This is a genomic window from Lachnospiraceae bacterium KGMB03038 (genome assembly GCA_007361935.1).
In the GTDB taxonomy this organism is placed as follows: domain Bacteria; phylum Bacillota; class Clostridia; order Lachnospirales; family Lachnospiraceae; genus Massilistercora.
Window position 1 is genome coordinate 2,419,691 of sequence record CP041667.1, and the last position, 20,045, is coordinate 2,439,735.

Consider the following 20,045-nt stretch of genomic DNA (forward strand, 5'->3'; position numbering starts at 1 on the left):
ACTCCCGGAAAAGTAGCAGGACAGCGGGCAACTGTCAAGGCTGAAATGAACGGATTTACACCCGGCCTTGACCGCCGCCCGCCGTCCCGCTAAATGGGTGGACAAGGCGGCCAATCCCCCAAAGTGCTTGGCCGCCTCTTTCTGATTTTGGAGCGTTTCTTTTCTAAAAATTGAAATGGGCGGGAAGCCATTTTAGGGCTTTCCCGCCTTGATTGCCCATCAGCAAAGACAGGCGGGACTGTCAACGGCGGCGCATGAAATGCGCCGTTCATCTTGACCGTTGACTGCCTCGGCAGGCTTTGCTATTGAGAAAACAATAGTTATCTTACATCTTATCTTTTTTACAAACTACGCAGAGCCAGCCTTTTTTATTTTTGTGTATTTTTATGTCTGTAAAACCAGCACCCTCTAAAGATTTTTTTACTTGTTCAGAATTGTATATTTTCATTCCTTGTATAATCTTAGTCCACTTTTCTTCTTTGGAATTTTCACCATTTGATTCGTTGCAAATCATAAAAGTTCCGCTGCCTTTCAAAACTCGATATACTTGCTTAAATGCCTCATTAATATCAGGCCAAAAATATATTGTTTCAAACGCAGTAATTATATCAAAAGTTTCATTTCCGAAAGGAAGTTTCATTACATTACCTTGCAAGATTTCGCAACGCTTATTTTCTATTTCTTCCTTATTGATTTTTTGGGATTTTATTACACTAATTTCTGAATAATCAATACCAGTCACTTTGCCGTATGGAGTTTTTGCCAATAGCCTTTTTACATTTGCTCCACCGCCACACCCAATATCCAGACATATGTAATTATTTCTAATTTCTATATGCGTAAATCCCCATTCAGCCATAGATGAATGTCCCGTATTCATCATATTAACCATAATTTTGCCGCCAATCCCTTTGGGCTTACAAGTATTTTGAAAAAAAGACATACATAATGCTCCTTTCGTGGTTAGCTTTAGCTAACTGCATTATATCACATTTTCTTTTTGCGGACAACGAGAATTTTATTTTCTTTTTTTTATGATTACTTTCCCACCTGCTCAATCATCTTCTTCGCTAACTGCTGGAACAGGTCGGCAGTTTCGTTGTCCATCGGCGCAAGCTGTCCGATCTGTCCGGCAACCATCGCCGCTACATCGTCAATGGAAAGCGGGTTTTGTTTCTGCTCCGCCAGTGCGTCCTGCATGGCTTGGAACATAGCGGCGGTCACAGCTTCTCCCGGCTGTTCCCCGTTGTCAATGTCTTTCTTAATATCCCGCAGGATAGTGAGGAACACATTTTTGATTTTCTCAATCTCCGCTTCATGTTCCCCCATCTTTTGGGCGTTCAAAAGCTGTAAATCCTGCTTTGCTTCCGCCCGGTGTTCCGGGTGTTCTTTCATCAGGTCGGACAGGGAAGCCGTTGCTATCTCGATAAGCTGGTTTCGTGCCATTATCCCCTTTGCCGCCGTGTCCTGAAAATAAATCCGTATCAAATCTATCAGCTTGGGAAAATTCCTGTGTTCCAACAGGCGGTTGAGAATTTGCACATCAACAGCACCCGTCACAAGCCCCCTCACGGTTCCCTCGGACAAGCCTAATTCAGAAATATCGTAGCTTTTACGGACGCTCACGGTGGACAAGCCCAGTATGTAGTCTGTCGATACCTTAAATTCCTTTGCCACACCCATGAGAATATCACTGCTGGCTGTTCTCGTTTCGCCGCTGACAATGCGGCTCAACTGGGAAGCGGAAACGCCTATCTTCTCCGCAAGTTCCTTTTGTGTGATGTGGTTCCCGTTGCATAAATCGGAAATCCGCTGTCCGGGTGTTCCGGGTAAAGCCATAGATACGCACCTCCTCCGCATACTTCCATTATACAGAATGATTGCAAAAATGCAATTTCCAAAGTGTAAACTTCATCAAAATGCAATTCTCGCAAAATTCCGGGGATTGCATTTTTTTCGTGTAGACTTAGGGTAGTTCATCGATGGACAGCACCTTGAAAACAGAATGACCGTCCGAAAAGGGATACCCCGGCTGGGGAAGCACCGCAAGGAGCCGGACTTCGGGACAAAATGTCCCGAAGTATGGGGAGCGTGCCAACGCCGGAACACGCCGCAGGAATGGGGCAGGAAACCTTTTCGGAGGAACGGCAACGGAAAGCAAAATGGAGGGAACGCATGAGAGATAACCCCTATAAAGACTTGCCGCCGCTGGAACGCAGGCCGGACGGTTCCCTTTACCGCATGACACCGGCGCAGAGGAAACAGGCGGCCAGCCTGATACGCCGGGAGTGCTGTTGCTGTGAGGACGGCAACTGCATTGTCCTTGACGATGGGGACACCTGCACCTGCCCGCAGACGATTTCTTTCTCGGTCTGCTGTAAGTGGTTCCGCTGGTCGGTCTTGCCGCTGGACGGAACGCTGGAAGCGGAGATTTTCCGGGATAGGGACTTGAAACGCTGTGCGGTCTGCGGCGGCGTGTTCGTCCCCAAATCCAACCGGGCAAAATACTGCCCCGGCTGTGCCGCCAGAGTTCACAGGCGACAGAAAACAGAAAGTGAACGGAAAAGGAGGTCTGCTGTGGACAGTTAGGAGCGAAAAAAGCCTTGATTTATCAGGCTCCGCAAGCCCCAAACCGGGGCAGGTGGTATAAAGTATCGCCCACCCCGGAAAACGGGCTTCTAACCGTCCACAAAACGCACTATGACAAATACCATCTATATCCATCAGCCGGAAAAGGCGTTCAGCTTCACCCGGCTCCCAAATTTCCTCTTTGAAGCCCCCACATTCAGGCCCCTGTCCAACGAGGCAAAGGTTCTGTACGCATTTATCCTGCGCCGGACAGAGTTGTCCCGCAAGAATGGGTGGGCGGATGACTGCGGACGGATTTTCCTGTATTACCCTATCTGCGAAGTGGTTGACCTGCTCCATTGTGGGCGGCAGAAAGCGGTGAACACCCTGCGGGAACTGCAATACGCCGGACTGGTGGAAATCCAGAAGCAGGGCTGTGGAAAACCCAACCGCATTTTCCCAAAATCCTATGAAGCGGTTCCAAACACCGACTTCAAGAAATCCGGTTCTGGTACGCCGGAGGACTGAAAACCGTACCCATGAAGTACGGAAACCGCCCTCCTGAAGTATGAAAACCGGACGGTATATAGAAATACAAAGATTAAAATGACTGATTTATATCCATTCCATTCTTATCGTATCAGAGATAATTCCGGCGGGATTTTCCCTGTGGAAAACCCCGGATAGGAAAGGAATGGGGAAAGGAGCAGAATGGCACAACACGCAATTTTGCGGTTTAAGAAGCACAAGGGCAACCCAGCAAGGCCTTTGGAAGCCCATCACGAAAGACAGAAAGAACAATATGCCAGCAACCCCGACATTGACACAAGCCGGAGCAAATACAATTTCCATATCGTCAAGCCGGAGGGACGCTATTACCACTTCATTCAGAGCCGTATCGAGCAGGCCGGATGCCGGACAAGGAAAGACAGTACACGGTTTGTCGATACGCTGATAACTGCCAGCCCGGAGTTTTTCAAGGGGAAATCCCCAAAGGAGATACAGGCGTTCTTCCAGCGGGCGGCGGACTTCCTCATTGGCCGGGTAGGCCGGGAAAATATCGTGTCGGCGGTGGTACACATGGACGAGAAAACGCCCCACCTGCATTTGACCTTTGTTCCGCTGACAAAGGACAACCGCCTGTGTGCAAAGGAAATTATCTGCAACCGGGCGAACCTGACGAAGTGGCAGGACGATTTTCACGCCTATATGGTAGAGAAATATCCCGACTTGGAGCGTGGGGAAAGTGCCAGCAAGACAGGCCGGAAGCAAATGTCTGTGGTCATTTTGGTATGGCAGGGGAATCAGAAAGACTATTACCAGTATATGACTACGATAGGAGAGCATTATCTGCAGGCTGAGCTCCGGCATTTCCGGGCATACCAGGAAAGGGAGACCAGGGTGCATAAAATGCGCCATGACATGAGGAACCATCTGCTGTGTCTGAGAGAGCTGGCGGAAAATGGAAAAACGGAGCAGATTAAGGAGTATCTGGGGGAGCTTTCGGGAGCCTTGCGTGAAACAGAGCAGACAGTATACAGCGGAAATGAGATTGCGGATGCAATTATTAATGAAAAGGAAGTGCTTGCAAGGGCGGGCGGCGTCAGGATCAGCCTGGAAGGAAGACTTCCCGAGGAGATTACGATAAAAGCGACAGATCTGTGTACGATTTTTGCCAATGCGCTGGATAATGCATTAGAAGCAGTGAAAGATCTGGAGGAAAAATGGATTGATATCCGGATCAGGCAGCAGGGGCGGATGCTGTTTATCACATTCCGGAATCCCACGGAGGAAGAAATGCAAGGGCCAGTGCCGCATAACAAACCGCCGGTGTATAGATCCTTGCAAATCTGGATATAAATTCTTCAGATCTGGACTTTCTTGAACTGGCATTTTCTAGGGAGTATCCCAAAGTTTGTGTAAACCTTCAAACTGATGTAAGATAGACTTACCAGTTTGGAGGTTTATTTTATGGCAAGGAAAAAGGATACCCCACAAAAAGCAGCCCTTCGAGAAATGATGGGCAACTACATGAAAGAAAACAATGTTAAAGTCAAAGATGGGACAGATGTTAACTCTATCATGCGGGACATGATGTCCATCATTCTGGAAGGTGTTCTGGACCAGGAGATGGACGAGGACTTAGGTTATTCTAAGTATGATTATCGTAACAAGGAAACGGATAATTCCAGAAATGGACATTCTCAGAAAACAATGCATACCAGCTATGGAGACATGGAAATCGACATCCCCAGGGACAGGAAAGGCGAGTTTGAACCGCAGATTGTCAAGAAATACCAGAATACTGTCACTCAGGACATGGAGGAAAAGATCATCTCTATGTATGCCAAAGGAATGACCACGAATGATATTGAAAGCCATATGCGTGAACTATACGACATCGAAATCTCTGACAGCACCATCAGCCGAATCACTGATAAGATCCTTCCCATTGTGAAAGAATGGCAGGAAAGGCCATTGGAAGAGATTTATGCCGTGGTTTTCATGGACGCCATCCATTACCATGTGCGCAATGAAGGCCGGATTGTAAAACGTGCGGTTTATATCGCCATTGGGATTGACATGGAAGGACATAAAGACGTGCTTGGCATGTATGTGGGCCAAAACGAAAGCGCGAAATTCTGGCTTTCCATTTTGAACGGGCTAAGGAACCGCGGGGTAGAAGATATCCTGATTGCATGTGTGGATGGGCTGACAGGATTTCCTCAGGCAATTGAGGCGGTATTTCCCCAGACAGAAATCCAGCAATGCATCATTCATCAGATTCGGAATACAACGAAGTTCGTTTCCTATAAGGAACTCAAGCCCCTGATGGCTGATCTGAAACGTGTATATGCGGCTCCAACAGAAGAAATCGCATTAGCAGAGCTGGACAGCTTTGATGACAAATGGAGCGGAAAATACCCGAAAATAGCGAAATCCTGGAAAGATAACTGGGTGAATCTTTCGACTTATTTTAAGTACCCGGAAGCGGTCCGCTGTCTGATCTATACTACCAATGCAATTGAGGGATTTAATCGCCAGCTCCGGAAAGTCACAAAATCCAAGACAGTGTTTCCTTCCGATGAGAGCCTTTTAAAAATGCTGTATTTGGCCATGATGGATATCACGAAAAAATGGACAGGCCACCGACAGGATTGGGGACAGATCCATTCGCAGCTGGAGATATTTTTTGAAGAACGATTATCTGGATTATAAGCCGTTTCTGTGGTCAAGCAGGGCTGGCCAAGCCAGCTCTGCTTGACATGTCTGGAAACTGCATTATAATACAAGCAGGGGCAGGACCTCAAAAAATCGGCTCTGCCCAAAGTAACTAATAACATATCTTATATCAGTTTTTTTAGTTTACACAAAACTTGAAACGGTCTCATTTTCTACCAGATCCAGGATTCTGGAAACCGTCGATTCCCCAAACTCTTTCGTAGTCTTTACCTTCAAAAGCCCTGTCATATTAATACATCCACTGATAATTTCATCCCCTGCAGCAGCCTCTCTCGGGATGCTTTCTCCTGTCAGCGCGCTGGTGTTCAATGTGGAGGATCCCTCCAGGATCACGCCGTCGATCGGAACCTTCTCTCCCGGCTGCACCACGATCACGCTTCCAATTTCCACCTCGTCCGGATCCACCTTCTCAAGCTTTCCGTCCTGCTCCACATTGGCATAGTCCGGCCGTATATCCATCAGTTCACTGATATTTCGCCGGCTCTTACCCACCGCGTAACTCTGAAACAGCTCCCCGATCTGATAAAACAGCATAACGGCAATCGCTTCTGTATAGTCTCCGCTCTGTTCATAAAGTGCGATAGCAATGGCTCCGACCGTGGCAACCGCCATCAAAAAATTCTCATCAAACATCTGGCGGTTTTTTATCCCTTTGAAAGCCTTCAGCAAAATGTCATACCCGATGATCAGATACGGTACGAGATACAGGACGAATCTTGCAATTTGGAGATTGCCTGCCCGTCTTCATAAATGAATATTAGATGCGGCCCACGCCGTCCATGGCCACGCAAATCTCCATGATGATAAATAGAATCATCCATACAGCGGTAAACGCATAGACCCAGTATCTCTTTTCCGGCCGGTTTTCCTGCCACCAGCCGCGGATTTCATTTCTTTTCCGGAACAGGATTACACATGCCGCTGCAAAAAACGCCAGCGCAATCCCGTACTCTACAGCCGACCTGGCTGTCTCCGGCAGCTGCTTTGTTACTCTCCCCAGAAGATCGCTGAATACCATGTTATTGATTACATGGATCACAACAGACCATTTCAGAGAATATTCCACCGCAACATAGCCAAATACCAGCCCTGCCCCGAACGCAAACAGCCCCTGCAGGAAATTTCCGTGCATCACGCCAAACAGTACTGCCGACAAAACAATCGCAAATCCTTTGCCATAGGGGAGCAGCCTGTCCATGATAAATCCCCGGAAGACCACTTCTTCTGCCACAGGCCCTACCAGTGCGGTATAAAGAAATAACGGCAGCGTCCCGCTGATGGCCGTAGCGTTCTGTGCTGCTTCCGCCAACGTGTATCCCAGGGGATTTAATGCTGCTTCCGCCAGTGCTGCTGCCGCCATAAAGATTACCTGACAGGACATAAACACACAGAAAATACGCAGAAATGCAGGCAGCTTCATCTCTTTTCTCTCCTGCCACATCCTTTTAAGACTTCCTCTTTTACGATACCGGAAAAACAGGAACAAAAGCCCTGCCGCAGTTCCCGCAATACTCAGGATTCCCGCATGCGCTCTTACACTCTTGCCCAATTCCGCAACCACTGTCCCGGTCTCACCGCCTCCTGCCCTGGATAACATCATCACACTCCTTACGATTGCAAATGTAAATGTTACCCCTGCCAACAGCACATAATAAACCAGAACATCTCTTGATATCTGATTCACCAGCTTTTTTATTTCTTTCTTCATTCCGTCTCTCCTTTTGCCTTAACTTTTCAAATCCTTTTCTTTTCGCTTTTTACTATAAGGCAAAAAAGAACAGAGCACCCGTTTTTCGTTGCAAACGGTGCTCTGTATGTTGTAAACGGCACACGGAGAGCTCAGGCTTCCCGCTCCTTCTCCGGCAAAAGCAGTAAAATCTCTGTACTGTACACTCTTGTGCCTTTTGCAGTTTCAATCCTGCACTGCACACTTCCCTGATACTTTTTTGCCGCATAGGTCATATTCAGGATCCCAAATCCGTGATTTTCCGGATCTTCTTTTCTGGTACTGCCAGGGGGCACAACTTCTTTCTCCTCCGTGGGATTCCGGAATGTGATAAACAGCATCCGCCCCTGCTGCCTGATCCGGATATCAATCCATTTTTCCTCCAGATCTTTCACTGCTTCTAATGCATTATCCAGCGCATTGGCAAAAATCGTACACAGATCTGTCGCTTTTATCGTAATCTCCTCGGGAAGTCTTCCTTCCAGGCTGATCCTGACGCCGCCCGCCCTTGCAAGCACTTCCTTTTCATTAATAATTGCATCCGCAATCTCATTTCCGCTGTATACTGTCTGCTCTGTTTCACGCAAGGCTCCCGAAAGCTCCCCCAGATACTCCTTAATCTGCTCCGTTTTTCCATTTTCCGCCAGCTCTCTCAGACACAGCAGATGGTTCCTCATGTCATGGCGCATTTTACGCACCCTGGTCTCCCTTTCCTGGTATGCCCGGAAATGCCGGAGCTCAGCCTGCAGATAATGCTCTCCTATCGTAGTCATATACTGGTAATAGTCTTTCTGATTCCCCTGCCATACCAAAATGACCACAGACATTTCCAAAAACACCGACGCAAGGCTTCCAAATCCGGTAATCACTCTGGCCGCAGTGCCGGATATGCCCGTCTGTGTGACCGCCATCAGCATCGCTCCTATCACAAACAAAAACACCCCCGCCGCATGCAGAAAGTTTCGCTCCCACTTCCCCAGCCTCCGGTAAGGCTCATCCAGCCGGAGCAGGTGCACGGTCTCGTCTCGTTTCCAGTAAATGATCAAAACAGCGATCCAGAACAGCGCATCCACTGCATACAGCCATCCGCCTTCTGACGGATATTTCCCTGTCAGCGTATATGGGACCGCATAAAATACGGATACGATCCCCATCAGGAACCCAAGCACAGGAACCGTCAGGAATATTCCCCGGATTCTTTTTTCCCTTCTTACGATTACCATGTAAACAGCAAAGAAGCAAACAGGGAAAGCCGAAAAGATATCCTTGCTCATTCCCGGACATATCTGCACAAACAGCGTTGGCACAAGAAACGCTACTGCAAACAGGATCTTGTTCCTTCTTCCCGACATTCCCGGCTCCAGGTAAACCACTCTGCTGATACACACAAGCGCCAGCAGGATCTCCGCTGCAGATATACAGTTATAGATTACCATCCCCCATTTTGCTCCCATCATTGATCTCCCTCTTTCAGATATCGGATCACCGCCCCCTGAAACGCCGCTCTTTTCCCTCTCCCCACAGGGATCTTGCTTCCGTCTGCCAAAGCGACCTCTTTCCCGTCAAAAGACTGTATCTTTTCCAGATTTACAATGTAACTTCTGTGCACTTGAAAAAAAGCTGTTTCCGGTAACTCTGCAAGCTGTTCCTTTAATTTTTTCCGAACCAGAAAACGACCTTTTTCCGTCTGTATATCCAGATATACATTTTCACTTTTAAAATATAAAATTTCATTTAGCGGAAGATAATATTCTCTTCCGCTCTGGCTGACCAGCAGACGCCCCCTGTCCCTTTTCTCATTTTCCACTGCCTCCAGCGCACGGTGCAGCTTATCTTTTTCCAGAGGTTTCGTGAGAAAACGAAAGGCTCCAACCTCATATCCTTCCGGCGCATATTCACGATGACTGGTCAGAAGGATCACCGGCGCCTGACATCCTGCGTCCCGCAATGCTTTTGCCGTCTCAAATCCGTTCATCCCCGGCATTTCTACATCCAGAAAAATGCAGGTGTAAGAAAACGGCTCTTTTTTTACCGCCTCCTCAAGCTCCTTTCCGTCAGAAAACGCCCGCACCTCCAGATCCAGGCTGCGGTAATACGCCTCCAGCTCTTTTCGCATGATTTCCAGAAAAACCGGCTCATCATCACAGATCCCGATTCTCATCATTATCCCCCTCTTACGTTTTTTACCATTCTAGCATAAATGTTCTTCTGGCGAAACTGATATTACTGCAAAACGGCGGCACGGGTTTCTTCCGTGCCGCCGTTTCCCATATACTTATATTCAATTTTACCAGCATCGCCGATACCATGGAGATCCGTATACACTTGCAATCTTCACCACATCTCCAGTATGAGGCGCGTGAATCATCTGCCCGTTTCCAATATAAATTCCAATATGGCTTCCGTAGCATACCAGATCGCCAGGCTGCGGGTCACTGACCGCTATGCCACAGCCTCCCTGCGCCTGGGATGTCCTCGGCAAAGAGATTCCCGCTACTGCATGGCAGTATTGTACCAGCCCTGAACAGTCAAAGCCTACACCCGCCGTTGTCCCTCCATAAACATAGGGTACGCCCAGCTGGCTGTATGCCGCATTTACAATGGTCTGTGCCACAGACGTATTTCCGCTGGAACTTCCTGTATATCCGCTGTTTGATGTACTGCCGGAGCCTCCGGAACTGCTGCCGCCATCCGTAGTACCCCCGGAACTTTCTTCCGAAGCAGTGTCCGTATTATCAGCCTCTCTGGCTATCGACTCCTGTGCCGCCGCTTCTGCAGATGCCTGGATCTGTTCATCATAGTCTGCAATCTGGGCCTTTGTCTCCTCCAGCTGCGCATTTAACTGGGTTTCCTGCTCCTCATAGTCTGCCTGCTGGCTTTCCAGGCTTGCCTGTTCTGTTTCCAGCGTGTCTTTTAATTCCTGGATCTCGTTCTGCGTCTTCTTTAATTCCTCCAGCTGCTGCCTGTCATAAGAGTGCACATTGCTTACATATTCTGCCTTATTCAGAAAATCCGAGAAATCCTTCGCCTCTAAAAAGACTTCCCAAAGATCCGATTCCCCATTTTCATACATATACTTGATCCGGACTTTCATGTCTGCATACTGCTGTTCTACTTTTGCCTGTGCTTCTTCCAGATCCGACTGTGTCTGCGTGATCTTCTCTCCTGTCTCGATCAGCTTTTCCTCCATCTTTCCGACTTTGTCCAAAAGCTCGGTCAGCTGTGCCTGCAGATCTTCCGCTTCACTTTCCGCTAACAGGTCACAATCAATGACCTGTTAGCGGAAAATGAAAAGCTGGAAGCAAGGGCAAAGGCCAGTGAAAAAGGCAAGATGAAAGATACGATGGAACGGGCAAAGCTGAAAAGCGAATTGGACAATTTACAGCGGCTGGTTGACCGTATCCCGCCGGATATACTGGCGGAACTGAAACGGCAGCAGCGGAACACGGTAAAGGAAAGGTGATAGATATAAGCAGAAATTTTCGCCGCCCCTGTGCGGCATTGTACATTGAAAACTGAATATGGAGGACACTGGATGGCAAAAAGCGAAAGCGATATTTTTACACCCCGGACAGGGCAGGTCATACAAACAGAGAACGGCACGCAGTATTTTGTATGTGGGAACAACCGTATAAAAATCTCCGAACACTTCGCCGCAGGCGGGAAACCCCTCGGTGATCTGATTGTAGATGTGGTGCGGCATACCGCAGAAAAAGCCGCTTCAACCTGATAGCCCATCATTGATAACACGCCCACGCTTATGATATAATTGCCATAGAGCAAAAGTATTGTAAGCGTGGGTTGTTTCTTTAGAAGGAGGATTTTTAACGGTGAAACAACCTTACAATACTACGATTTACAACACGGCGCTTTATATGAGATTGAGCCGGGACGATGAACTGCAAGGAGAAAGCGGGAGTATTCAGACACAACGCATGATGCTCCGGCAATATGCCGCCGAGCATGGCCTGAATGTCATAGATGAATATATCGACGATGGATGGTCTGGAACGAACTTTGACAGGCCGGATTTTCAGAGAATGATTGATGACATTGAGGACGGGAAAATCAACTGCGTTGTTACGAAGGATTTATCCCGCTTAGGCAGAAACTACATTCTGACCGGCCAATACACGGAAATCTACTTTCCCAGCAAAGGCGTCCGCTATATCGCTGTCAATGACAATGTGGACACCATCAACGGAGAGAATGAGCTTGCCCCATTCCTCAACATTCTGAATGAAATGCACGCCCGCCAGACCAGCAAAAAGGTAAAAGCGGCCATGCGGACACGGTTTGCAAATGGCGCACACTATGGAGCCTATGCCCCGCTGGGCTATGTCAAAGACCCGGATAAGAAAGGCCATCTTCTGATTGACCCGGAAACAAGGTGGATTATCGAAAAGATTTTTGACCTTGCCGTTCATGGCCGGGGAGCCGCCAGCATTACACGGATTTTGGTCGAAGAAAAAGTGCCTACTCCCGGCTGGCTGAATTTCCAGAGATACGGCACTTTCGCAAATATCTATGCCGGAGCGCCGGAGTAAAAAGCCTATGCGTGGACGATAGCGCAGGTAAAAAGTATTCTGAAAGAGGAAACCTATATCGGACACAGCGTCCACAATAAGCAGACCAACATTTCATTCAAAAACAAGAAGAAAGTACGCAAGCCAAAAGAGGAATGGTATCGTGTGGAGAACACCCACGAAGCGATTATTTCCGAAGATGTGTTCCGTCAAGTACAGGAGCAGATTTGCAACAGGCGCAGACGGCAGAAGAACGGCACAACGCAGATATTTTCCGGGCTGGTAAAATGTGCGGACTGCGGTTGGTCGCTGGCCTATGGTGTGAACAGTCAGAACAAAAATCCCTATGCCCACTACCATTGTAGCAAGTACGGGCAAGGATTGCACCAGTGTTCCATGCACTATATCCGTTATGATGTGCTTTACGCCTATGTCCTTTCCCGTCTGCAATACTGGTCTGTGCTGGCACAGCAGGACGGGGACAAACTTCTGAAACGGCTACTTAACGCCAGCGACAAGGAACGCAATACTGCAAGGAAGCGGCAGACAGCCGAACTGAAAAAGGCGGAAAAGCGCAAAGCAGAAGTAGACACCCTGTTTGCAAAAATGTATGAGGACTGGTCTGCCGGACGCATTACAGAATACAATTTCAATATGCTGTCCGAAAAGTATCAGGGCGAACAGCGAGAATTGGACGCAAAAATTGAACGGCTTCACGAAGCGATGGAGGCCGCCGCCCAGACAGCGGTTGACGCTGAAAAGTGGATAGGTCTGATGAAACAGTATGTCAATCCCACAGAATTGACGGCTGAACTTCTGAATACGCTGATTGAAAAAATCCTTGTCCATGAAGCGGTCAAAAGTGAGGACGGAAGCCGGGAACAGGAGGTAGAAATCTTCTACCGCTTTATCGGCAAAATCGAATGACACATCTTGAGATACCCAACAATATCTTTAACTAAGGGAAACGGGGAGATCATATTCTGATACTGAAGCTTATTTCCCATTAACTGGCGGTAGGTTGCGGATTTTTCCTTTCCTTCCGCTTTTAATTTTTTCATTTTCACATCCGTGTTTTCGTAATTTTCTTGCACTGCCTTCAGCATTTTTTCAAATGCTTCCAGTCTCTCTTCCTTTTCCATATGTATTCTCACTCCTTTCTCTTCAATAATACAATACATGCGGCCACCGCAGCCACAAAAATGATAAACAAAGGCAGAATATGATCTGCGCGGAGTCCTTTATCTGTCAATATGCGGTATCCCCATGCAGCAGGGAATAATTTTCCCAGTTTTTCCAACCCTTCTGGCAGGAGGTCTGCTGGAAACATGATCCCAGACAGCAGGATCGAAGGCAGGAAAACCACCTGGCTCAGCATGGTAAGCTTGGCCTGATTTTTCACTGCCAGCCCCAGCACACAGGCAGCACTGATGGAAACGATCAAAAAGAAAGCAAGCTTTATCAGGTACACTCCCAGATCATCCGGCCATTCTGCCTCGAACGCATAGGGCGCGGCGGCAAGGATGATCCCGCTCATAAGCAGCAGATGCAAAAATGTGGAAACCGTCAGGGAAAACAAGCCAAAGGAAAGCGGCGCGCCGCCTGCCCGGTACAGCTTCTTCACCTCTGTTCCGTAAAGTTCCGTCAGGGAAGGCGGCACTCCGATCAGCGCTCCCATAGACACGCCCATAACCGTCATAGAGGCGGTCAATGTGGCCTTTGCTTCCGGCATAAGAGAGGTAAAAATCCCTCCCATGACCGCAAAAAATAACAGCGGCACCAGGTAACAAGTCACCAGCATGGATTTACTGCGGATATCCATTTGAAACTGCAATCGGATTCCATACAACAGTCCGCTCATCTTTTCCCCTCCTTTGCAAATTCCATAAAATGCTGTTCCAGCGTTCCCCTGCTGATCTGGATATCCTGGATCTTCTCATCTTTTGTCCCATACTCTTCCAAAATCTTCAGAAGGGTCTCTTCAATATTGTCCGCCGTATAGCTCGCTTCTCCGGATTTCGTCTTGATTTTGATCTGGTAACGTTTCCCCATCTTGAGAGCCAGTTCCTCTGTGGACCCAAGAAATGCTGCCCGGCCTTGGTTCAAGATCAGTATGCGGTCACACAATTCTTCTACTTCCGCCATATCGTGACTGGCCAGAAGTATGGTCTTTCCTTTCTCTTTTAATCTGCGGATTTCTTTATGAAGAGCGTTCCTTCCCTCTACATCCAATCCTGCCGTTGGTTCATCCAGGAAAAGAATATCCGGGTCTTCTGTCATTGCCAGCGCCAGGTGGAGCCGCCGTTTCTGTCCGGTGGACAATTCCAGATAGGGTTTCTTTCCCAGATCATAGATTCCAAGAGCCTTCAGCACTGATGGATCCGCCTTGGTTTTCTTCCACTTCGCAAACAGGCGGACTGCCTCCATGGGACGGATGTAAGGCGGCAGGGCGGCGGACTGAAGCTGTATGCCCAAGCTTCCATTCACTTTGATCTTCCCGCTCTCGTATCGCCGAAATCCTTCGATACACTCCAAAGCTGTGGTTTTCCCCGCTCCATTGACTCCAAGGATCCCAAAGATTTCGCCCCGTTCCACCGCAAAGGAGAGCCCCTTTAGCACTTCCTGGCTGCCATAGCTTTTCTTTAGCTCTAAGATCTGGACTGCGCAAGTCATGGCTGTACCTCCTCAAAAGGATCTGTCCCGGATTTCCGAAAATACAGTTCCAAAGCCGGCTGCAGATATTCATTTACCAAAGCCTGTTTCCGGGTCCACTCTTCATTGCTGTCTTTCAGATTGCCAAATTCCATCAGCTTCGGCAGCATACTCATGTCTCCTCCGGTAAACTCCATGACCATGTTCCAGAACTTTGCGGCCAAATTCTGGACTCTTTCATCCTCCGGCGGCAATTTCTGTTCCCGAAGCTCTAAGATCTGGTCATTCAGCTTGTTAAAGCGGTGAATAAACTCCAGCCCGCTTTCCTGGTCATACTGATTGCGGATGTGTTCCAGCATGGCATCATCAAAGTGTTTGATCAGCCAGTAATATTCATTATCCATTCTGAGATTGACAACAATATCCGCATATTTCTTAAAGTCTACTTCCTGCATCTGGATCACTTCTGTTCTCAGCGCCTCCACCGCGGACAGAGTTTCTGTAAGTTCTCCGACCTTCTCCCGGATTGCCTGGGCCTGCTGGGTAAGGACTTCTGCCACTTCTTTGGGCGTATCTAAGGAGACCAGGCGGGTTTTGATGTCACTTAAAGAAAATCCCAGAGATTTTAACGCCTGGATCTGGTGAAGCCGGATCATATCCTTATGAGTATAAAGCCGGCGCCCACCTTCACTTACAGCGGCAGGGGAGAGCAGTCCTTCTTTGTCGTAATATTGTAAGGTGCGGACGGTGGTTCCCATCTTCTTTGCCAGTTCCCCCACCGTCATGAACTCGATAGGGGCCGTTTGTTTTTTCTCCATATCCTTCTCCTTTCTCCCCCTATTATAATTCATGACGTTACGTTATGAGCAAGGCCTTTTTTACCTGCTGTAATAAAACATACTTCCATTATATTTCTCATCCAGTGTCTGACGGCTGGAAAAGATACATTTCACCCCATCTTGAAACACTCCCATTTTATCTGCTTTCTTTACGATATCCGTCATCTTTTGATCGATTCTTTCGCAGGTTCCATCCGCTTCATGGTCTCTTCTTTGATCCTCCGTCTCAAAGAAAACATGAATTGTATCAAACAAGATCTCGATTCTCCATACATCCGGTTCCCGCAGGTTCTGGATTTCCCCGGAAACCTGCTTAAGCAGTCTTTTCCTGATCTCATCCGCAAGAGTTTCATAGCTTACAAAGATCGCCTGGGATTCCTGATACTCCCGGTGGATATTATATTTCTTACACAGGGCTGAAAATTCTTTGGCTATTTTCTTCTGTTTCTTTTCATCCAGATTCAGGCCCCTCATCATTTTCTTTTTCGCTTCCTGATCCCACAAAAGGATCCGCAGCCTCAGCCGTCCTTGATTTGTCTGATCACAGATATAGTCGTACAGCGTCTGATGGAACGTTCCCTGGAACCACTCTCCCAACTCTTCCAGCAGCCGGCTTTTGGGCTCTCTTCCCGACATTAGATCAACTGCGTGTCTGTATTCCTTCTCTGATAAAAACATGATTCCTCCTGGATGATTTATCTTTCTTTTGTCCTTAGTATAACATGCTTATTTTTATCTTGCCAATCTCCCTCCCCTTTTGCTATAATAATCAGACAATCGGCGGGATTTCTCATCCCGCCTGCTGTGTCCGGCACAGTGTTCTTTTCTTTCCGGCGGTTTCCGCCGCATCTTTTCCAGACCTTTTTTATACTCACCAAAAAGGTTGCAGCCATTCTTTTTCTTTTCTATAATGGAGGTAATCACATGAACCAACAATTGAATCATCAGGAGTATCCTATGGCAAACCGGGAGTACAAGGACCGGCTCTTTCGTCTGGTCTTCCAGAAAAAGGAGGATCTTCTCTCCCTGTACAACGCGGTCAACGGCACCTCTTATGAGGACCCAGACGACCTGGAGGTCAACACTTTAGAAAACGTCCTGTATCTTTCCATGAAAAACGACGTTTCCTTCCTGATCGGAGCTGACCTGAACCTGTATGAGCACCAGAGCACCTACAATCCCAACATGCCTATGCGTGGACTGCTGTATTTCTCAAAGCTGTACGAGACGCACATCGACCGGCTGGAGATCAACATCTACAGCAGCGCCGCCAAGACGTTCCCCTTCCCCCAGCACATCGTGTTTTACAACGGCACCGAGGAGGAACCGGACCGGCAGATCTTAAGGCTGAGCGGCCTCTTTTCGCCTTCCCAGACAGGGAAGGAACCCTGCCTGGAATGTACCACCCTCATGCTGAACATCAACTACGGCCACAACCAGGCATTGATGGAGAAGTGCCGGAGACTGGAGGAATACGCCATCTTCGTGGAGACGGTGCGCAGTTACCACAGAGAGGACCTGCCTCTGGAGACCGCCATCGGCCTTGCCATCGACGACTGCATCCACCGGGGCGTATTAAAGGATATCCTGATCCAGCAGAGAGCGGAGGTAGTGCAGATGGTACTGGAAACCTTTGATCAGGAAAAATATGAAAAAGCAATGAAGCAGGAAGGCTACGAGGACGGCTACCAGGCCGGAGAGGCTCATGGCTACCAGGCTGGAGAGGCGGACGGCTTGAAACGCCTTATTCATATCTTGCAGGATCTGCGGCTGTCAAAAGACGAAATCCTGGAGAAGATCCAGGAAAGTTATGCTCTTACTTACGAAGACGCCAAAGCCTGCCTGGAAAACTATTGGGATATGTAATTTTGTCCACTAAAAAGCCCGTATCTTAAGGAGTTCAGCACTCCTTTTAAGATACAGGCTTTTGTTTTCTTACTCGTTCTAATCTACTGCCCGCAGACGTTCCACAATACTTTGTTTTTCCAGATTTCGGAAACACAGATAGGGAATCAGCACCGCAAACAGGATCAGCACCGGTGTACACACGATGAGCGGCAGCAAGGTGAACTGGAAGGTGGTGTATCCGCCTGCAGTGAGCGCCCGTACGATCACCCCTACAGTGACTGCGCCCAGGATATAGGAAATGACCAGCGTCAGTCCCGCGTAGTACAATCCTTCGAATATCAGCATCTGGCGAAGCTGCCGTTTCGTCATTCCAATACTCTGGATCATAGCAAATTCCCGTTTTCTAGAAATAATAGCCGTCACCATACTGTTGACAAAATTCAGGATTCCTACCAAAGCAATGATCAGGCTGATGGCGTATCCCATTACCGCGGAAGACCGTGTCTGGTCCTCATACTGCTGGATCAGACTCTGACGGGAAGTGATATTCATCGCCGGCGCTTCCTTCGCCTGATATTCTTCCAGAAGGGTCTGTGCTTCTTCCTGCGCTTTTTCCTCCACATTAAAGTAATACTTTCTCGGCGTCCCCTCCGGCCAGATTTCCCGGAAGGTATCTGCCGGAAGGATCAATGGGATGTCAAAATTAGGAGCCGCGCCTTCCACCATAGGCTGCAGGGGGGAAAGAACTGCCATCACCGTAAAGGTCCGTCCCTCTACCTCCACCTTTTCTCCCACATCGTACATAGGAATATCGGTCCCCGGATCCACCGCCGGACCGATGGCAAGTACGTATTCTCCTGTGGCAAACGCTTCCGCATCGTAGGTTCCATTTAACAGGAACTGCTCGCTGGCCGCCGCTTCCAGGATCACTCCGTCCGCTCCATAGACGGTAAATGGCACCGCTTCTCCCGCCAGCGCCTTATCATAGGTCTCTTTCCACTGTGGGAACGTAGGATCAAAGGACGCAAACTCATCCAGTACATCCTGGGTATAATAATTCTCAAAATTTTCTTTGGCATTTTCAGTTAAAACACCCATTGTCTCACGGGAATAAAGGGTTCCGTCTTCTTCCAGGCCGGAAAGTCCCTGGATCTCGCCCAACAGCTCATTGCTGATGGTCTGGCTGTCTGGCTGATAGCCTTCCACAGCCTCATTCGTGGCATCATCGATCTGGAAGTCTGCCACCGCATAATCCATCAGATATTTCTCCATATCAAAACTTGCGTTTCTTGCATAGAAGAAGCTCATCAGTACCATTCCCAGTGTAAGAGAGGCAATGACCAGAAACGTCCGCTTCTTGCTGCGCCATAGATTCGCCCAGGCCATACCGGGGATCTTCGCCCCATTCTTCGATTTCTTATAAGCTTTTTTGATCTTTGTATCCGCATCGGTATAGCGCAGAGCTTCCACCGGAGATACTTTTCCAGCAAGCCTGGCCGGAAGCAGGCAGGAGATCAGCACTGTCGCATAGGTAAATACCGCAGAACCTATGAAGATCACCGGATCTGCCGCCACCGCTGCCTGCCCTTCCAAAGAGGAAAGCAGGATCGGAACCAAAACCATTCCCAACAGGTATCCCAGCAGAAGACCTGCCAGGATCCCAGGCAGGCAAAGCCTGTTGGCCTGTCCGTAGATGATCTTCCTGAGCTGTTTTTTCGTCATTCCCAAGGTTTTTAACCGTCCGTAAAATTGAATATCTGATGCCACAGAGATCTGGAACACATTGTAAATGATCAGATATCCCGCCAGGAATACCAGCACCATCCCTACATACATTGGAAAATTCTCCGCCAGGATCTGCTGGCGCATTTCACTGGAATAGGTCAGATTAGGGCTGAACTCCACATCCGTGATTCCGCAGTCCTCCAATACTTTGGCTGTCTTCTCCTCAATATCTCTGGAATTATCAAAAGAAATCCCCATCATCCGCTGTCCTAAGACCTGTCCCTCGTCCGGCGCTTCTCTCCCGCCGCAGGCATCCAGGGCAAAGGATTCACTGACCCAGGCCATGCTGGCGTAGGAAGACAGGTTCCCTTCCCACCAACCGCAGAGGGTGAAGGTACTCCTGGTCACGGTATCACTGGTCACATCGGGTCTCCACTCGATGGTCACCTCTTCGCCCAGCTTGGCGGGAACTCCCAGTCTTTCAAGAGTCAGCGTATCCAGGGCGATCTCATTTTTCTCCGTTGGCATCCTCCCTTCCTCTGGCCAGGCATAATCGTTTTTGGCATACTGGTCATTGGCGCAGCGGATCTCTACCTGCCGCCCGGAAAGGGCCTCATTTTCCGCGATCCCAAGCACAATGGATTTCCCGTAGCTTACTACATCTGGATGGGAGGCGATCTTTTCAATCTCCTCATCGGTGATAGACTTGGCGGAAGCATGGGCCGTAGTACCCGATTGGCGCAGATACATTTCCGTCAGATTCTTTCCCATACTCTGGGCCAGTGTGAAAAGCGCGGCAAACATGGCTGCTGTCATCAAAATAGCCAGCACCGCCACCAGGTTGCGTCCCTTTTTCTGCCGAAAACTTCTCTTCGTCAGCGTCCGCAGCATCTTTTTTTGTTCTTTCTTCTCTCTCAT

Annotated in this window: 17 protein-coding genes and 6 pseudogenes; 10 read left to right on the top strand and 13 right to left on the bottom strand. The window is 48.5% G+C overall.

All coding sequences use genetic code 11. The annotated features are described in order from the left end of the window. The first annotated feature begins 45 nt into the window (after nt 1–45). Nucleotides 46–284 (top strand): annotated as a pseudogene (locus tag FND36_11820) (hypothetical protein). 41 nt (nt 285–325) lie between these two features. Here FND36_11820 and FND36_11825 read toward each other — a convergent pair. Then, nucleotides 326–943: a class I SAM-dependent methyltransferase gene (locus tag FND36_11825; GenBank protein ID QDW74663.1), complete on the bottom strand. Its 618-nt coding sequence runs from the start codon at nt 941–943 to the stop codon at nt 326–328. A 95-nt stretch (nt 944–1,038) separates the two neighbouring features. Continuing rightward, on the bottom strand, nt 1,039–1,839 hold the full coding sequence (locus FND36_11830) for a helix-turn-helix transcriptional regulator (protein ID QDW74664.1): 801 nt from the start codon (nt 1,837–1,839) through the stop codon (nt 1,039–1,041). A 166-nt stretch (nt 1,840–2,005) separates the two neighbouring features. Here FND36_11830 and FND36_11835 point away from each other — a divergent pair. The 5 genes and pseudogenes from FND36_11835 to FND36_11855 all read left to right on the top strand — a co-directional run bounded on the left by FND36_11835 (nt 2,006) and on the right by FND36_11855 (nt 5,787). After that, a pseudogene (locus FND36_11835) lies at nt 2,006–2,186 on the top strand (hypothetical protein). Continuing rightward, nucleotides 2,176–2,589 (top strand): conjugal transfer protein, encoded by a 414-nt coding sequence (locus FND36_11840; protein QDW74665.1) that lies wholly within the window; start codon nt 2,176–2,178, stop codon nt 2,587–2,589. The pseudogene FND36_11835 and the gene FND36_11840 overlap by 11 nt, the downstream one beginning before the upstream one ends. 111 nt (nt 2,590–2,700) lie before the next feature. Continuing rightward, a complete protein-coding gene (locus tag FND36_11845; protein QDW74666.1) occupies nt 2,701–3,096 on the top strand; it encodes a replication initiator protein A in 396 nt (131 codons plus the stop codon). Between the two features lie 183 nt (nt 3,097–3,279). Next, nucleotides 3,280–3,837 (top strand): annotated as a pseudogene (locus tag FND36_11850) (plasmid recombination protein). A 702-nt stretch (nt 3,838–4,539) separates the two neighbouring features. Beyond that, nucleotides 4,540–5,787 (top strand): IS256 family transposase, encoded by a 1,248-nt coding sequence (locus FND36_11855; GenBank protein ID QDW74667.1) that lies wholly within the window; start codon nt 4,540–4,542, stop codon nt 5,785–5,787. A gap of 171 nt (nt 5,788–5,958) precedes the next feature. On the opposite strand, the pseudogene FND36_11860 reads toward FND36_11855, so the two are convergent. The 5 genes and pseudogenes from FND36_11860 to FND36_11880 form a co-directional block, all read right to left on the bottom strand. After that, a pseudogene (locus tag FND36_11860) lies at nt 5,959–6,534 on the bottom strand (heavy metal translocating P-type ATPase). Nucleotides 6,535–6,568: 34 nt separating this feature from the next. Further along, the gene (locus FND36_11865) at nt 6,569–7,519 is read right to left on the bottom strand and encodes a CPBP family intramembrane metalloprotease (protein ID QDW74668.1); all 951 of its coding nucleotides are present in this window, start codon (nt 7,517–7,519) and stop codon (nt 6,569–6,571) included. 131 nt (nt 7,520–7,650) lie between these two features. Next, nucleotides 7,651–8,994, bottom strand: a complete 1,344-nt coding sequence (locus FND36_11870) for a GHKL domain-containing protein (protein QDW74669.1) — start codon at nt 8,992–8,994, stop codon at nt 7,651–7,653. Further along, nucleotides 8,991–9,701, bottom strand: coding sequence for a response regulator transcription factor (locus FND36_11875; GenBank protein QDW74670.1), 711 nt, complete (start codon nt 9,699–9,701; stop codon nt 8,991–8,993). The genes FND36_11870 and FND36_11875 overlap by 4 nt, the downstream gene beginning before the upstream one ends. A 123-nt stretch (nt 9,702–9,824) precedes the next feature. Next, nucleotides 9,825–10,727, bottom strand: a complete 903-nt coding sequence (locus tag FND36_11880) for a hydrolase (GenBank protein ID QDW75623.1) — start codon at nt 10,725–10,727, stop codon at nt 9,825–9,827. On the opposite strand from FND36_11880, the pseudogene FND36_11885 reads away from it, so the two are divergent. The 3 genes and pseudogenes from FND36_11885 (at nt 10,698) to FND36_11895 (ending at nt 12,990) form a co-directional block, all read left to right on the top strand. Further along, nucleotides 10,698–11,000, top strand: a pseudogene (locus FND36_11885) (hypothetical protein). The gene FND36_11880 and the pseudogene FND36_11885 sit on opposite strands and share 30 nt — an antisense overlap. Before the next feature lie 72 nt (nt 11,001–11,072). Continuing rightward, on the top strand, nt 11,073–11,267 hold the full coding sequence (locus FND36_11890) for a hypothetical protein (protein ID QDW74671.1): 195 nt from the start codon (nt 11,073–11,075) through the stop codon (nt 11,265–11,267). A gap of 100 nt (nt 11,268–11,367) precedes the next feature. Beyond that, a pseudogene (locus FND36_11895) lies at nt 11,368–12,990 on the top strand (DUF4368 domain-containing protein). Here FND36_11895 and FND36_11900 read toward each other — a convergent pair. The 5 genes from FND36_11900 to FND36_11920 are packed head-to-tail and all read right to left on the bottom strand — an operon-like array spanning nt 12,963 to nt 16,232. Next, nucleotides 12,963–13,205 carry a hypothetical protein gene (locus FND36_11900; GenBank protein ID QDW74672.1) on the bottom strand — a complete coding sequence of 81 codons (243 nt, stop codon included), beginning with the start codon at nt 13,203–13,205 and terminating at the stop codon, nt 12,963–12,965. The pseudogene FND36_11895 and the gene FND36_11900 overlap by 28 nt on opposite strands. An 8-nt stretch (nt 13,206–13,213) precedes the next feature. Further along, complete coding sequence (locus FND36_11905) at nt 13,214–13,924, bottom strand: ABC transporter permease (GenBank protein ID QDW74673.1); 711 nt, start codon at nt 13,922–13,924, stop codon at nt 13,214–13,216. Further along, the gene (locus FND36_11910) at nt 13,921–14,736 is read right to left on the bottom strand and encodes an ABC transporter ATP-binding protein (protein ID QDW74674.1); all 816 of its coding nucleotides are present in this window, start codon (nt 14,734–14,736) and stop codon (nt 13,921–13,923) included. The genes FND36_11905 and FND36_11910 overlap by 4 nt, the downstream gene beginning before the upstream one ends. After that, a complete protein-coding gene (locus tag FND36_11915; GenBank protein QDW74675.1) occupies nt 14,733–15,533 on the bottom strand; it encodes a MerR family transcriptional regulator in 801 nt (266 codons plus the stop codon). Before FND36_11915 ends, FND36_11910 begins: the two co-directional genes overlap by 4 nt. Nucleotides 15,534–15,593: 60 nt before the next feature. Beyond that, the gene (locus tag FND36_11920; GenBank protein ID QDW74676.1) at nt 15,594–16,232 is read right to left on the bottom strand and encodes a hypothetical protein; all 639 of its coding nucleotides are present in this window, start codon (nt 16,230–16,232) and stop codon (nt 15,594–15,596) included. A gap of 246 nt (nt 16,233–16,478) precedes the next feature. On the opposite strand from FND36_11920, the gene FND36_11925 reads away from it, so the two are divergent. Further along, the gene (locus FND36_11925) at nt 16,479–17,420 is read left to right on the top strand and encodes a hypothetical protein (protein ID QDW74677.1); all 942 of its coding nucleotides are present in this window, start codon (nt 16,479–16,481) and stop codon (nt 17,418–17,420) included. 78 nt (nt 17,421–17,498) lie between these two features. Here FND36_11925 and FND36_11930 read toward each other — a convergent pair whose 3' ends face one another. After that, nucleotides 17,499–20,045 carry an FtsX-like permease family protein gene (locus FND36_11930; GenBank protein QDW74678.1) on the bottom strand — a complete coding sequence of 849 codons (2,547 nt, stop codon included), beginning with the start codon at nt 20,043–20,045 and terminating at the stop codon, nt 17,499–17,501.